Origin of the sequence: Hafnia psychrotolerans, assembly GCF_014639435.1 — a bacterium.
In the GTDB taxonomy this organism is placed as follows: domain Bacteria; phylum Pseudomonadota; class Gammaproteobacteria; order Enterobacterales; family Enterobacteriaceae; genus Ewingella; species Ewingella psychrotolerans.
Window position 1 is genome coordinate 23,405 of the sequence record NZ_BMFZ01000003.1, and the last position, 13,720, is coordinate 37,124.

Here is a 13,720-nt window from a genome sequence, read left to right on the forward strand (position 1 = left end):
AGTTACTTCGCCCAACTCGGCTTATTCATGATGTGGTCCTGCCAATCTTCAACATCATCCTCACGTACGGCGATATAACGGACTGAAATCCGTTCGGTATGCATCGCTGACTTGGATGACTTGTTCAGCAGTGGGTGCCAGGGAAGTAATGGTTTCCCCTCACCAACCAGTCGGTACGCGCAGGTTGGCGGCAACCAGTCAAAAGTGGTTAAATTCTCACGAGTCAGCTTGATGCAGTCTTCTTCCAGAGTGAAACGACGTTCATAATTACGGCACTGGCAGGACTTAATATTTAGCTGATTGCAGGCTACGTTGGTGAAGTAAATTTCCTCCGTATCTTCGTCAATCAACTTATGTAAGCAGCATTGCCCACAGCCATCGCACAACGCTTCCCACTCTTCGTCTGTCATCTCAGACAGTTTTTTTTGCTGCCAAAAATTGGGTTCAGTCATGTTGGCATCCAGGTTAAGTAAAACGAGGGGGCTTATATAAACACTTTAGTGCAGAGATGCAAGTAAAGCTGCCCGAAAATCTCCCGGACAGCTTTATCTATTGAATGATGCGGCTTACGATAGATCAGATAACGCGTGTCGTTATACTTTGGCCATTGACCGAAGCCTGAATTGTATCACCAGCGGCCATTGGGCCGACTCCCTGCGGGGTACCCGTAAGTATGATGTCTCCGGCACGCAGCGTAAAGAAACGGCTCATATAGGCTATCAGCGGCAGAATTTTGGTCAGCATATCCCGGCTGTTACCACTTTGACGCACTTCACCATTAACGATTAGCTGCAACTCAGCGGACTGAGCATCACCGAACTCGCTGACAGGAATGAAACCGCTGATCGGGCAAGAACCGTCAAAACCTTTGGCTTTTTCCCAGGGCTGTCCGGCCTTTTTAAATCCCGCCTGCAGGTCGCGTAATGTCAAATCCAGTGCCAGAGCGTAACCCGCGATAGCGTTAGCCACCCGATCCTCACTCGCCTGCTTAAGCGGTGTTCCAATCAACACCGCCAGCTCAACCTCATGATGAACCGAACCCAGATTGGCTGGAATGACGATAGGCTGACGGATGTCGCACAGTGCTGTTTCCGGCTTAATGAATATTACCGGTTCAGCTGCCACTTGGCTGCCCATCTCTTTAATGTGGTCAGCATAATTGCTGCCAACACACACCACTTTATTCACCGGAAAATCAAGCAGCGCACCGTTCCAATCTCTATGTTGATACATGTGAAACTCCTGAAAATGTCAGTCATCCACCGAAGGGGTTTTTACCCGTCGGTGCCAAAGGGGCAACAGGCTCAACTTGCTTCAGGGGTTCACTCAATGTGGGCGCCTGTGCTTGAGTCTGATCAGCCATAATAGCATCAGCCATCATACCGATGCTCAGTGCGAAATAGGTCGAGCGATTCCAGTGCATGATGGTGCGGAAATTATCATAAACCAGGAACGCACGGCCTTGTAGATCGTCGGGAGTGATAATCCAAGCATGAGTGGCTGTTGATGTAAGCACGCTGCCATCACTCTGTTTCACACCTTTTTGCTGCCAAAAGCTTGCCGTATGCATCTGGTCGTTTTTTAAACCAACCAGATTGGCATCAAAACCGGCGGGCAGTTTCACTTCCTGGCCCCAGCTTTGATTCCCTTTCCAACCCTCAGTCGACAGATAATTAGCGGTAGAAGCAAAGACGTCACTGGTATTTCCCCAGATATCAATCCTCCCGTCACCATCGCCGTCGGCACCATAGTTCAGATAGGACGTCGGCATAAACTGTGACTGCCCCATGGCTCCCGCCCAGGAGCCTTGCATCATGTCGCTGGTTGCATGACCAGAATCGACGATTTTCAGAGCCGCCATAAATTCTTTGGTAAAGAAAGCTTCACGACGACCTTCAAAGGCCAGCGTCGCCAGCGCGGAGAAAACATCTTCCTTACCCTGTATCTTGCCAAAGTTACTCTCCATGGCCCACAGCGCGACGATATATTGGGGTTGTATGCCATAGCGATCACTGGCTTGCGTCAGGGCAGGCAGATTGGTTTGATACTGGGTTTTCCCCTCGGCGATTTTACGTTCCGTCAGAACTCGCGCCAGGTAGTCGTCAAGCGTCGTTTTATTTTCCAATTGATTACGGTCTAAATTAATCACCCGGTCGATAAAATGAATTTTGGCGAAAGCACTGTCGATAGTCTGCTGACTAATGCCCTGTTGACGGGCCTCAATTTTGAGTTGATCAACATAAGATGGAAACTCGGTAGGATCGCGCCCCTGTTGGGCCAACGTCGTTTTAGTGACATTTTCGGTGGCAGGTGTCTGCACAGGTTTCGCCACGGTGGTCGTCTGAGTTTCATTGGCTACACTTTCCTTGACACAACCGCTCAGGACCACGCTAGTTACTACAACGGCCAATATCGACAATTTCATCACTCTGCTCCTTGTTCTTTCTATGACTTTGGGGTTTTCATCAACCTGAAGGAGCACAGCGATGAATGCAAGACGACAGCTCTGAATTTACAAGAACACACGAATAACGCGCACCTTCGGTTTATTTTTCACCGTTTTCCAGGTGCATATTCAATAAGTTTTCCATCGGAGGTGGGACTTGCAAATAATAACCCTGTTCATTGAGGGACTGTTTTACTTTTTCAATATCCGCAGTCGCTAACTTTTCGCGTAGACCGAGATTTATCACCATTGAGAACTGCGGCTTACCAAAACCTTGCATTAACTCTTCAGGGATGCGGGAGAAATCGTCTTTTTTTTCGACATACAGGTAAGTCTGATCGCGTTTGTTACTTCTATAGATGGCACAAAGCATTTTTTTAACTCTAATTTATTGAAACGGCGGCTTGCCTAGATATAACTGTAACTATAACATGCTTATCGTAGATCGGAATATCGCCCCCCGAGTGGTATTCTGGGGATTAAAAGTTGCTGATACTGAGTCAGGATAGATGTCACAATCGCCAATAGAACTAAAAGGCAGCAGTTTCACCTTATCGGTTGTTCATTTACATAGTTCACAACCTGAGGTTATTCATCAGGCATTGCAGGACAAAGTGGAGCAAGCCCCTGCTTTTCTCAAAAATGCCCCTGTTGTTATCAACGTCGCAGCCCTAACGGGCGAAGCGAACTGGAAAGACATTCAACAGGCTGTCGCTTCTGCTGGTTTTCGCGTTGTTGGTATCAGTGGTTGCAAAGATGAAAGTCAGAAACGCGCCATCTCCCGCACCGGTTTACCGTTGTTGAGTGAAGGCCGCGCACAGCGTATCGCCGCCGAGGCGCTGGTACCTGTAGTGCCGGACAATGCGCCAGCGAAAACCCGGATAATTAGCACACCCGTCCGGTCTGGCCAACAAATTTATGCCCGCAACAGCGATCTCATCGTCACAAGTAGTGTGAGCGCCGGTGCGGAACTTATTGCCGATGGCAACATCCATATTTATGGCATGATGCGAGGCCGTGCGCTAGCTGGGGCCGCCGGGGATGCAAATTGTCAAATTTTTTGCACGCACCTTGGCGCTGAGCTAGTCTCAATCGCAGGGCAGTACTGGTTGAGTGATCAAATCCCGTCCGACTATTCCGGACAGGCAGCACGCCTCAGCCTGTTGAATAACGTGTTAACCATACAACCTTTAAACTAAGCCCTTTTGACAAGGAATCCTTTCATGGCACGCATTATAGTTGTTACATCGGGTAAAGGGGGCGTTGGCAAAACCACTTCAAGCGCAGCCATTGCTACCGGTTTAGCTCAAAAAGGTAAGAAGACCGTGGTCATCGATTTTGACATCGGTTTGCGTAACCTCGATCTGATCATGGGCTGTGAACGCCGGGTTGTTTATGATTTCGTCAATGTGATCCAAGGTGATGCCACGCTGAACCAGGCGCTTATCAAAGATAAACGCACTGATAATCTGTTTATTCTACCTGCTTCGCAAACCCGTGATAAAGACGCATTGACCCACGCTGGAGTAGAAAAAATACTCAACGAACTTAACGATATGGGGTTCGATTTCGTGGTCTGTGATTCACCTGCGGGTATTGAAACCGGCGCGTTGATGGCGTTGTATTTCGCTGATGAAGCGGTTATCACCACTAACCCTGAAGTCTCCTCAGTTCGTGACTCCGACCGCATCTTGGGCATTTTGTCATCAAAATCGCGCAGAGCAGAACAAGGTTTAGAACCAATTAAAGAACACCTGCTTCTTACTCGTTATAATCCGGGCCGCGTTAGCCGCGGGGACATGCTCAGCATGGAAGATGTCCTTGAAATTCTTCGCATTCCGTTGTTGGGTGTGATCCCTGAAGATCAGTCTGTACTGCGCGCCTCCAACCAAGGCGAACCAGTCATTCTGGATCAGGAATCCGATGCGGGCAAAGCGTATGACGACACCGTCAGCCGTCTGCTTGGTGAAGAACGCGCGTTCCGTTTTATTGAAGAAGAGAAGAAGAGTTTCCTGAAACGCCTTTTTGGGGGATAAACCATGGCCTTGTTAGATTTCTTTCTGTCCCGCAAAAAGCCGACAGCCAATATAGCCAAGGAACGGCTACAAATTATCGTAGCAGAGCGACGCAGGGGAGACAGTGAGCCTTCCTATTTACCCGAGCTCAAGCGCGATATTCTTGCGGTGATTTGCAAGTACATCAAGATTGATCCTGAAATGCTCCAGGTGCAGTTCGAGCAAAAAGGAGATGATATTTCGGTACTTGAACTGAATGTGACATTACCGGAATCAGAAGAAACACCTAAATGACAGTAATAGCATCGTTCTCCTTGAAGGTGTTTAATTCAAAATAGTCACTCCCCTGATTTTCAGGGGAGTGACAGTGTAAACAGACAATACCCGCATACTTATCGCTCCTACTGTATTTATTTCTTTACTGCTACGACTCACCGTTAAATAGAGAAAATAGGGTTTAAGATTCATCCCATTTACTGTCGTCAATATTTCAACACCCGGCTATTGTCGATGTAATACTGAGTCTCTTATCCATATATTTGATACTCAATTGAATAAAAAACAATAAAAAAGGCAGACCCGTTGTCTGCCCTTCTGCCTACTTCAAGCTACTTTCGCATAAAGCCCTGACCGGATTTTAATATTCTTCTAATATTTTACTTAATTTATCGGCCAGTATTTTTCCACGCCATCCACTGATAAGTTCAGGCTGATGCTCTTTGGTTGCCATTTGCCAATGCCAGCTTAACAACCGATTAATTTGGCGGCGCGACGCCAATAATTCCACGCTAAGCTTACTCTCTTCACTGACGGCCTGGATCAGCGCCTTAATATCCTTAAACACCTTGCGATAACCAGAATGGTCAATCAGGTTTGACAAGGGTTCAGGCAGTTCGCTCTCATCCATTTCATTGGCTTCAGCGACCAGTGCAAGCAGTGTACGTCCATGGTAACGGATCTCAGGCCCACTTAAGCCCAGAGATTCAAGCTCACCAAGCGATGTGGGTTGGTAACGCGCAACTTGCCAGAGGTTTTCTTCGCGAACCACAAAGTTTACGGCCAAATCCCGTTGGCGGGCATGAGTTAAGCGCCAGGATGCGAGCTTCTGCAAACAGGCTAACTGACGTGGATGCAACTGGAAGGCGTTAGTAATTTCCAGATAAGCCTGCTCAGGTTGCAGCACTTCAGCACGGCGGCGACACAGCGCCAGACATTCGTCCAAAGCGGCATCCATCCAACCCGCTTGTTCGGTTTCATGCATCAACTGCGTAGCCAAAGGCAACAAATACCAGACATCTGCGGCGGCATACACACACTGTTTTTCGCTTAGCGGACGGGCGATCCAGTCTGTGCGTGATTCGCTTTTATCCAACTCAACGCCCGTTGTTTCCTGTACTAAACGAGCAAAGCCGCAGGAAAGAGGTCGACCGCTAAAGGCAGCCAGGATTTGGGTATCAATCAATGGGACGGGCATCACGGCAAAGGCATTAAGAAACACTTCAAGATCTTCGCTGCCGGCGTGGAGAAACTTCACTACATCCGGATTGGTCAGCAGATCGATAAAGGGTTGCCAGGACGTGATTGGCAGCGGGTCAATCAGGGTAAGTGTTTCACCGTCAAACAATTGGATCAGTCCCAACTGCGGGTAGTAGGTGCGGGTTCTGACGAATTCGGTATCGAGGGCAATATGGCTATGTGTCCGCGCCTGGAGACAAACTTGTTCCAGAGCATCGTTGGTGGTGATTAACTGATAATTCAAACTTTAGTTCTCTTCAGAATATACCCGTCATCCTGTTTGAATGAACCGGATATCATTGGGTTATTACGTAACAACGCCGGACATTGCCGGCGTTGTGAGAGTCTGCTCGCGAATACTGCATTTGTTCAGCGCTACGCTGCATTCTGCGCCTTATCAGACTTAGGTTTATTCTGTTCATCACGAAGTTCGCGACGAAGAATTTTGCCCACGTTTGATTTTGGTAGTTCATCGCGAAACTCAACAATTTTAGGCACTTTATAGCCCGTCAGCATACGACGGCAGTGTGCCAGCAACTCTTCGGAGGTGAGCGATGGATCCTTCTTCACCACACAAATCTTGACGACTTCGCCAGATGATTCGCTGGCAATACCGATAGCTGCCACTTCAAGCACTTTGTCGTGCTGAGAGACGACTTCTTCAATCTCATTAGGATAAACATTGAAACCTGAAACCAGTATCATGTCTTTTTTACGATCTACGATGCGTAAAAAGCCCTGCTCGTCCACTGTAACGATATCACCGGTTGAGAGCCAGCCATCTTTTAGTACCTCGTCGGTAGCGGCCGGGCGTTGCCAATAACCTAGCATCACTTGTGGGCCGCGTATTAACAACTCACCGGGTTCACCCGTGGCCACTTCATTAGCATTATCGTCAATCAGTTTCACCTCTGTAGAGGGCACCGGCAAGCCAATACTGCCACTGTAATGTTTCAAATCATAAGGATTACCAGCCACCAACGGAGAACACTCTGTCAGCCCATAGCCTTCAAGTAAATGCTTACCCGTGAGTTTTTCCCATTTATCCGCCACCGATTTCTGCACCGACATCCCTCCGCCGACCGACAGGCGCAACGTCGAGAAATCCAGTTCACGAAAATCTTCATTGTTAAGTAGCGCGTTGAACAATGTGTTTACGCCGCTAATAGTGGTGAACGGATATTTCGCCAGCTCTTTTACCATGCCGGGAATATCGCGCGGATTGGTGATGAGAAGACTGCGGCCACCCAGTTCAATAAACAGCAGGCAATTCACCGTGAGCGCGAATATATGGTAGAGAGGTAACGCCGTGACCACCAGTTCATGGCCGGGTATGAGCAGAGGCGAATACGCGGCTTTAGCCTGTTCGAGATTTGCCTGCATATTACGGTGAGTAAGCATCGCTCCTTTTGCTACACCTGTAGTGCCGCCAGTATATTGCAGGAAAGCTAAATCACTATTAACGACATCTGGCTTGATATACTGCATCCGACGGCCTTTTTGTAACACGCTACGAAATGAAATGGCATTAGGAAGATGGTATTTCGGCACCAGCCGTTTAATATATTTGACAACGAAATTCACCAGAGTGCCTTTCGCGGCTGAAAGTTGATCGCCCATTCGGGTGAGGATCACATGCTTAACCTGCGTCTTGAAAACGACTTTCTCCAGCGTATGAGCAAAATTCGACACAATAACTATCGCGCTCGCTCCGCTGTCGTTGAGCTGATGCTCAAGTTCACGCGGCGTATACAGCGGATTCACGTTGACAACCACCATGCCTGCACGCAACACGCCAAATAGAGCTATCGGATACTGCAAAAGATTCGGCATCATCAACGCAACGCGATCGCCCTTCTTCAACCCTAATTCATTCTGCAAATAAGCGGCAAATGCACGGCTACGTTCTTCAAGTTTACGAAACGTCATCACCTCGCCCATATTGATGAACGCCGGACTGTCTGCATAACGTAGTACAGCATTTTCAAACATCTCAACCAGCGAGCTGTAGCGATCAGGATCGATGTTCTCAGGAACATCTGACGGGTAACGTTTTAGCCAAACCTTTTCCAAGGTAATACTCCTGAAATCATGTGTTATTGCCATTTCAATGTGACGAGATTAATCACGACTTTAACAATATTTTAACTCAGCATACCAGTTGCGTTTTAAACAATATCCAGGTTGAGAGGCTGGTCACTAATTTTGCTGAGCTTTCATCGATCGAAAAAGAAAAAGGCGGCCAAGGCCGCAAAGCATAAGCCCTTTAAATTCAATAATTTACTGAATTTTATCCACTATGTAAGCATGAAACTACATGACAAAACATGGTGTAACTAAGGTGTTTGGAGCAGGTTGTGGATCATGGCAGCTTTACTCATCCAGAAAAGCGATGGCGTATCCATCTTCGTTGAAGCAGCAAAATTTTTAGTTTATTGGACTTAGTACCGATGTAGGATTCAGGTCATGCTATAAGAAGTTGAATTATCCCAGTTAAATAGGCGCACGGTATACTGTGATTGATTTAAGCATTAGCCGATAAAAGAAACATTTACTTCTCTTGACTTGAAAGGAACCTTTATGGGGGTTATGCTCTGGTCATAAGTCGCAGGAACTCTTAGATGGATCATGATTTAGATACGTTACTGAGCATGCATGGCACTAAATTTACTTACGAATGTGGCTACTGGTTTGAGATAGTGGCTTACCAAGTTGAAGTAAACCAATCTAGACCGCATGGTATTCGCTACTCGCTAACTTTTCATGACCATCACAATCAACGCATCTTTGGAATGGACAATGCTCATGCTATCGCCGCTACTAAGCAAGGAATGTGCAGAGGCAGAATCCAAGAATGGGACCATCTACACCAGTCAATCAGCGACAAAGGCACTCCATATGAATTTGTTAATGCCGCACAACTCATTGAAGATTTTTTCTCAGCGATAGAGAAAATTATCGCTGAGATCTAAAAGTAAATGATATCACGTCACAGAGGTAATTATGAAAGCACTCATCGGTATTATGCCAGAAAGCATGTTCCGCGAGCGTCTGATGGCTATCGCCAGAGGTCAATACCTACCGGCAGAAGGAGAACCTAAAGTTTGGTTTTCTTCACTGGTTGCACTGGGCCAAATTCTTAACAACGACAACATAGCACTGCTATGCCAAATGGACAGTGAGAAGCCTGAGAGTATCAGTGAACTTGCCAGAATGTCGGGGCGAGAAGTTAGCAACCTTTCCAGCACACTTACAACTCTTGAAAAATATGGGTTTATTAGAAAAGTGAAAGTGAAAAATTCCGTTAAACCGATTGCTCTGTTTACGGAGTTTGAAATTAGAACCGAACGATTCCCCGCCAAAGAACAACAAGCTGCTGCATAACAAAAAAACCGCTCAGGCGGTTTTTTTGTACGGACTGACCCAGCCTATATAGCGTTGACACATTTAACTCACTCGTATCCTGACCGAAGTGTTTCATTCAAGTTTTCGTCACATCAGGCAAGATTGATTTTGACGATTGATAAATTCTAATTAATCACCCAAATCAATTAGATCTCAATTTTTCATGCACTTAGACTTAACCCACAAATTAATAAAGGGATTTTAAGAATGAATATGGTTTTCTGCAAAGGATGCGGGCTGTGGATTGATGAAACGGAGAATTACGACGACAAGACGGAAGAGTATTGCGAGAAGTGTAAACAGGCACGACCAGGAATATGGATAAGATTTCTGCGACTGATTAAGTTAAGACGAGCACACTGATCAAGAGTGGTCACCATATGGTCATGATGAAAATAATATTCTTATAAAACAATAGATTAACACACTAAAAAAGGCGGCCAAGGCCGCCTGCAAATTATTCACTTCTTTTTCACACAGTAGTGGTTTATTCGGTGACGATGGTCTCGACCCGCGCCGGTGGGGCGTCATACCAACCCGGTCCATAGCTTCTTCCCCAGCGAGGATCAAAAGGACCTCCGTATCCCCAGCCCCACGGCCCCATCGGTTGTGGCGGCATCACCACCTGTTGGATAAGGCGCCAGCGTTTAAAACTGTTAACATTCACCGTAACAAATTTATACGACGTCTGGCCAATAGTGCCCTCTTCAGCACCGGTAATTGGGCCGACAACGGTCACTAATTGACCTTTGAAATCCACCGGATCGACGAAGCCATTAAGATAAGCGTGAATACGCCCCATAGAAGCCGCGCCGAGAATCGGTCTTGCTGCGTCATCAAGCGGCATGGTAGCAATCTCAAGACGCGTTTTGTTTTGCTGGTTGGTAATACCTACAACTTTACCACCAAAACGTGACTCCTGACCGACATACAACTGTGGCGCGCCCTGCACCACTTGCAGATTCATTTGCGGTGTATCCGTTGTTCCGCGGATATCATCGGGAACGGTGACACAACCAGACAACCATAAAACACTGAGGCCAATGGCACTTAAAGGCAGAGCCGAAAACCGTGGAATAACTGACCACTTACGCATAGCAATAACTCCTGGTAGAGACTGTTAATTTTGACCACGACTTACTGTACAAGTTGCTATAACTTAACGGCCAGGAAGCTTTTTCCAGGTCACTTCATTGCGTAAATAAACAGGTTCAGCGTGTTCCGGAGTGACGCGGATACCGCGTTGCCACATTTGCAGAGCCAGTGGCAGCATGTCTTCAGCCTGTGGCAGACGCATGCTGCCATCATATAATTCGGCGGCGGATGACTCTCCCAATAAATGCGGATACGTTTCCCAGCCAGTGCCTACGGTGGCAAAACGGCCGGTGAAGTCAGCCGCGCACAGTTGCAACTGCTCCGGCTTGATCACCGCTTCGCTCTGTTCACCCTGCCACTCGCCATCTTCGCTGTAATAATATTCCCCCCAATAAACGTCACCCATGCGAGCATCAATAGCGGCTAATACTCGCTCAGCCCCCGTCAGGCGGTGCGCTCCCTGGGCCATGGTCACGAGGGTAGAAACCGGCAACAGTGGCAGTTCAGCACCGTATGCCAAACCCTGAGCAACACCAATGCCGATGCGTACACCGGTGAAACTGCCTGGACCGCGGCCAAAAGCCAGCGCGTCCAGTTGTTTTAACGTTAGCCCCGCTTCGGATAATATCTGCTGCACCATAGGCAGAATACGCTGCGTATGTTCGCGCGCACAGAGTTCGAAATGGGCGAGCGTCTCGCCTTCATTGTAAAGCGCAACCGAACAGGCTTCTGTCGCCGTATCAATTGCTAAAATTCGCGTGGACATGCCAAACCTCAGGCGGAAAATAGTAAGTTAAAAGCCTTTTTCGAGACGTTATTCTAGCATAGCCAGTGGTCTATTTCTGCTGTTAGCCATTCTGCAGAAACCGGATCGCCTTGGCTAAATCGCGGGTGCGTGGTGTCGGAGGCAAACTTTTCAGGAACACTTCACCGTACGGGCGCATCACCAAACGGTTATCACAGATAATCATCACACCACGGTCGTCGGTATCCCGGATTAGGCGCCCGACGCCCTGTTTGAGAGTGATCACTGCATCGGGTAATTGCACCTCGTTAAAGGGATCACCACCGCGCAGACGGCAATCTTCAATACGCGCTTTCAGTAGCGGGTCATCGGGTGAAGTAAAGGGTAGTTTGTCAATTATCACGCAGGAGAGAGCTTGCCCACGTACATCTACCCCTTCCCAAAAACTGCTGGTAGCCACCAACAAAGCATTACCGGCTTCGACAAACTGGGCCAGCAATTGCCCTTTACTGGTTTCTCCCTGTAGCAACACCGGTAGCGTCGTGCTGGCACGAAACTCTTCAGCCAGTTCACGCATCATTAGGTGCGATGTACAGAGAAAGAAGCAGCGGCCTTGGTTGGCTTCGATCAACGGCAACAGCATTTTGGCCAGTTGTCGCGAACCGCCACGTTCATTGGGTGACGGCAGAAAGCGTGGCACGCACAGCAGCGCCTGATTAGCATAATCAAAAGGACTCGCCAGCAATAACGTCTCTGCGTTATCCAGCCCGAGACGAGCAGTAAAATGATGGAGCTGATCGTTCACCGAAAGTGTGGCCGAAGTGAAAACCCATGCCCCCGGTTTGTCGGCCATCATTTCACTGAATTTATCGGTCACCGACAGCGGGGTTAACGCCAGCACAAAGTGGCGAGAATTGCATTCATACCAGTAGCTATAGCCGGGAATAGAGACATCTTTCAGGCGCTTGAGACGGTTGCGGTAAACCGTCGCCCGTTCAAATGCCGCGTCCAACAGCGCCGAACGACCGAGCGACAGTTTCACCACGTCGTAGCACAACTCGAGTGCGTCATCGAGCAGCAACAGTGCGCGCTGAATAGCGGGTTGGTTGAGAACATCTCGTAGATTGCCGCGAAACCCAGGTTCGCCCAATGCCAGACGAAAATCCATGGTGCTTTGACTCAGACGGTCAGCACTCTTTTGCAACTGGACCGAATCACGAACTTCTGTGCGGTAAGCAATAGTAATGTCTTTTGCCATATCCAACAGTTGACGGCTGGTGATCTGCTGACCGAAATACTGACTGGCGATATCGGGAATTTGGTGGGCTTCGTCGAAAATCATCACGTCGGCAGTCGGGATTAACTCACCGAAACCGCCCTCTTTGACGACCATATCAGCCATAAATAGATGATGATTGACCACCACGACATCGGCATCCATTGCCCTGCGGCGGGCTTTGACGACGAAGCACTCTTTGTACGCGGGGCAGTCGCTGCCGAGGCAGTTATCATTAGTGCTGGTCACCAGCGGCCAGACATAACTGTCTTCGGCCACCACGGCACAGGTGCTAATGTCACCCTCTTCGGTCATGCTTGACCAGTTTCGCAGATGAACTAAATCGCTCAATGACTGGCTGGCAAGATCCCCGCCTGACAAGGACTGCTGCTCAAGGCGTTCAATACACAGGTAGTTAGAACGCCCTTTCAGCAGCGCCAGTTTGCCCTTGAATTTCAGTGCGCTGGCAACTTTGGGTAAATCGCGTGAATACAGTTGGTCCTGCAGAGCTTTGGAACCGGTAGAAATAATTACTTTCTTCCCAGAGCGGAGAGCCGGTGCCAGATAAGCATAGGTTTTCCCCGTACCCGTGCCCGCTTCCACCACCAGCCCCTGTTTGTTGTTGATCGCCTTGCTGACGGCCTGCGCCATTAGACGCTGAGGTTCACGCGGTTTAAACCCGTCAATTTTCTGCGCTAACGCGCCGTCTGGTGCAAAATCGTCTATCACGCTGTCTCTCTACCTGTACGGATCAGCAGTGATTATGCCAATCCAACGCCTCCACGGCTACCGCCATCTGCCAATCCTATGTAATCCGTCTTTGTGTTACCCTTAGCACCATCATTAGAAAGTGACTGAAGGAGCGAACACGATGAGTATCGAACGTATCCGGCCCGAGCCGCGGATGTCAGATGTTGTTATTCACAACGAAACCATTTACTACACCGCGGTGCCAGAAAATTTGGATGCGGGCGCTAAAGATCAGACCGCTGAAACGCTGGCCATCATCGATACCGTGCTGACCGAAGTGGGCTCTGACAAAAGCAAAATCCTCGATGTGACGCTGTTTCTGGTTCACAAGGAAGACTTCAGTGCAATGAACGAAGCTTGGGACGCCTGGGTCTCTCCGGGCAACGCACCGGTTCGCTGCACGGTGCAAGCCAACCTAATGAACCCGAAATATAAAATTGAAATCAAAATTATCGCCGCCCGTTAAACCCTGA

At 48.4% G+C, this 13,720-nt stretch carries 15 protein-coding genes; 6 read left to right on the forward strand and 9 right to left on the reverse strand.

What is annotated here, in order from left to right; translation table 11 throughout:
- Positions 1 to 2 precede the first annotated feature (2 nt).
- The 4 genes from IEV89_RS05955 to IEV89_RS05970 all read right to left on the reverse strand — a co-directional run bounded on the left by IEV89_RS05955 (position 3) and on the right by IEV89_RS05970 (position 2,819).
- Positions 3 to 452: a YcgN family cysteine cluster protein gene (locus tag IEV89_RS05955; protein WP_140474022.1), complete on the reverse strand. Its 450-nt coding sequence runs from the start codon at positions 450 to 452 to the stop codon at positions 3 to 5.
- Positions 453 to 576: 124 nt separating this feature from the next.
- Complete coding sequence (locus tag IEV89_RS05960; protein WP_188471471.1) at positions 577 to 1,233, reverse strand: fumarylacetoacetate hydrolase family protein; 657 nt, start codon at positions 1,231 to 1,233, stop codon at positions 577 to 579.
- 22 nt (positions 1,234 to 1,255) lie between these two features.
- On the reverse strand, positions 1,256 to 2,425 hold the full coding sequence (locus IEV89_RS05965; RefSeq protein ID WP_188471473.1) for a lytic murein transglycosylase: 1,170 nt from the start codon (positions 2,423 to 2,425) through the stop codon (positions 1,256 to 1,258).
- A gap of 121 nt (positions 2,426 to 2,546) precedes the next feature.
- Positions 2,547 to 2,819, reverse strand: coding sequence for a YcgL domain-containing protein (locus tag IEV89_RS05970; protein WP_188471474.1), 273 nt, complete (start codon positions 2,817 to 2,819; stop codon positions 2,547 to 2,549).
- Between the two features lie 136 nt (positions 2,820 to 2,955).
- Here IEV89_RS05970 and minC point away from each other — a divergent pair, with 136 nt between their 5' ends.
- The 3 genes from minC to minE are packed head-to-tail and all read left to right on the forward strand — an operon-like array spanning position 2,956 to position 4,755.
- Positions 2,956 to 3,645 (forward strand): septum site-determining protein MinC, encoded by a 690-nt coding sequence (gene minC, locus IEV89_RS05975; protein WP_188471476.1) that lies wholly within the window; start codon positions 2,956 to 2,958, stop codon positions 3,643 to 3,645.
- A 24-nt stretch (positions 3,646 to 3,669) separates the two neighbouring features.
- The gene (minD, locus tag IEV89_RS05980; RefSeq protein WP_188471478.1) at positions 3,670 to 4,482 is read left to right on the forward strand and encodes a septum site-determining protein MinD; all 813 of its coding nucleotides are present in this window, start codon (positions 3,670 to 3,672) and stop codon (positions 4,480 to 4,482) included.
- A 3-nt stretch (positions 4,483 to 4,485) separates the two neighbouring features.
- Positions 4,486 to 4,755 carry a cell division topological specificity factor MinE gene (minE, locus tag IEV89_RS05985; protein ID WP_188471480.1) on the forward strand — a complete coding sequence of 90 codons (270 nt, stop codon included), beginning with the start codon at positions 4,486 to 4,488 and terminating at the stop codon, positions 4,753 to 4,755.
- A 343-nt stretch (positions 4,756 to 5,098) separates the two neighbouring features.
- On the opposite strand, the gene rnd is transcribed toward minE, so the two are convergent.
- Together rnd and fadD are read right to left on the reverse strand one after the other, a co-directional pair.
- Positions 5,099 to 6,220, reverse strand: a complete 1,122-nt coding sequence (gene rnd, locus IEV89_RS05990; protein ID WP_188471482.1) for a ribonuclease D — start codon at positions 6,218 to 6,220, stop codon at positions 5,099 to 5,101.
- A gap of 131 nt (positions 6,221 to 6,351) precedes the next feature.
- Positions 6,352 to 8,049: a long-chain-fatty-acid--CoA ligase FadD gene (gene fadD, locus IEV89_RS05995; RefSeq protein WP_188471484.1), complete on the reverse strand. Its 1,698-nt coding sequence runs from the start codon at positions 8,047 to 8,049 to the stop codon at positions 6,352 to 6,354.
- Between the two features lie 548 nt (positions 8,050 to 8,597).
- Between fadD and IEV89_RS06000 the strand changes: the two genes are divergently transcribed.
- Positions 8,598 to 8,948, forward strand: a complete 351-nt coding sequence (locus tag IEV89_RS06000) for a toxin-antitoxin system TumE family protein (protein WP_188471486.1) — start codon at positions 8,598 to 8,600, stop codon at positions 8,946 to 8,948.
- A 31-nt stretch (positions 8,949 to 8,979) separates the two neighbouring features.
- Positions 8,980 to 9,360 (forward strand): HVO_A0114 family putative DNA-binding protein, encoded by a 381-nt coding sequence (locus IEV89_RS06005; RefSeq protein ID WP_188471488.1) that lies wholly within the window; start codon positions 8,980 to 8,982, stop codon positions 9,358 to 9,360.
- Between the two features lie 508 nt (positions 9,361 to 9,868).
- Here IEV89_RS06005 and IEV89_RS06010 read toward each other — a convergent pair.
- The 3 genes from IEV89_RS06010 to yoaA all read right to left on the reverse strand — a co-directional run bounded on the left by IEV89_RS06010 (position 9,869) and on the right by yoaA (position 13,226).
- On the reverse strand, positions 9,869 to 10,477 hold the full coding sequence (locus IEV89_RS06010; RefSeq protein WP_188471490.1) for a Slp family lipoprotein: 609 nt from the start codon (positions 10,475 to 10,477) through the stop codon (positions 9,869 to 9,871).
- Between the two features lie 63 nt (positions 10,478 to 10,540).
- On the reverse strand, positions 10,541 to 11,242 hold the full coding sequence (gene tsaB, locus IEV89_RS06015; RefSeq protein ID WP_188471492.1) for a tRNA (adenosine(37)-N6)-threonylcarbamoyltransferase complex dimerization subunit type 1 TsaB: 702 nt from the start codon (positions 11,240 to 11,242) through the stop codon (positions 10,541 to 10,543).
- An 82-nt stretch (positions 11,243 to 11,324) separates the two neighbouring features.
- Positions 11,325 to 13,226 (reverse strand): DNA repair helicase YoaA, encoded by a 1,902-nt coding sequence (yoaA, locus tag IEV89_RS06020; RefSeq protein WP_188471494.1) that lies wholly within the window; start codon positions 13,224 to 13,226, stop codon positions 11,325 to 11,327.
- A gap of 142 nt (positions 13,227 to 13,368) precedes the next feature.
- Between yoaA and IEV89_RS06025 the strand changes: the two genes are divergently transcribed.
- The gene (locus IEV89_RS06025; protein WP_188471496.1) at positions 13,369 to 13,713 is read left to right on the forward strand and encodes a RidA family protein; all 345 of its coding nucleotides are present in this window, start codon (positions 13,369 to 13,371) and stop codon (positions 13,711 to 13,713) included.
- Positions 13,714 to 13,720: the final 7 nt, after the last annotated feature.

Bases quoted from the DNA above. Each gene is read 5' to 3' on its own strand.
- minD (WP_188471478.1), top strand. From the start codon at position 3,670: ATGGCACGCATTATAGTTGTTACATCGGGTAAAGGGGGCGTTGGCAAA.
- IEV89_RS06000 (WP_188471486.1), top strand. From the start codon at position 8,598: ATGGATCATGATTTAGATACGTTACTGAGCATGCATGGCACTAAATTT.
- minE (WP_188471480.1), top strand. From the start codon at position 4,486: ATGGCCTTGTTAGATTTCTTTCTGTCCCGCAAAAAGCCGACAGCCAAT.
- IEV89_RS06005 (WP_188471488.1), top strand. From the start codon at position 8,980: ATGAAAGCACTCATCGGTATTATGCCAGAAAGCATGTTCCGCGAGCGT.
- minC (WP_188471476.1), top strand. From the start codon at position 2,956: ATGTCACAATCGCCAATAGAACTAAAAGGCAGCAGTTTCACCTTATCG.
- IEV89_RS05955 (WP_140474022.1), bottom strand. From the start codon at position 452: ATGACTGAACCCAATTTTTGGCAGCAAAAAAAACTGTCTGAGATGACA.
- IEV89_RS05970 (WP_188471474.1), bottom strand. From the start codon at position 2,819: ATGCTTTGTGCCATCTATAGAAGTAACAAACGCGATCAGACTTACCTG.
- IEV89_RS06010 (WP_188471490.1), bottom strand. From the start codon at position 10,477: ATGCGTAAGTGGTCAGTTATTCCACGGTTTTCGGCTCTGCCTTTAAGT.
- IEV89_RS05960 (WP_188471471.1), bottom strand. From the start codon at position 1,233: ATGTATCAACATAGAGATTGGAACGGTGCGCTGCTTGATTTTCCGGTG.
- tsaB (WP_188471492.1), bottom strand. From the start codon at position 11,242: ATGTCCACGCGAATTTTAGCAATTGATACGGCGACAGAAGCCTGTTCG.
- IEV89_RS06025 (WP_188471496.1), top strand. From the start codon at position 13,369: ATGAGTATCGAACGTATCCGGCCCGAGCCGCGGATGTCAGATGTTGTT.
- IEV89_RS05965 (WP_188471473.1), bottom strand. From the start codon at position 2,425: ATGAAATTGTCGATATTGGCCGTTGTAGTAACTAGCGTGGTCCTGAGC.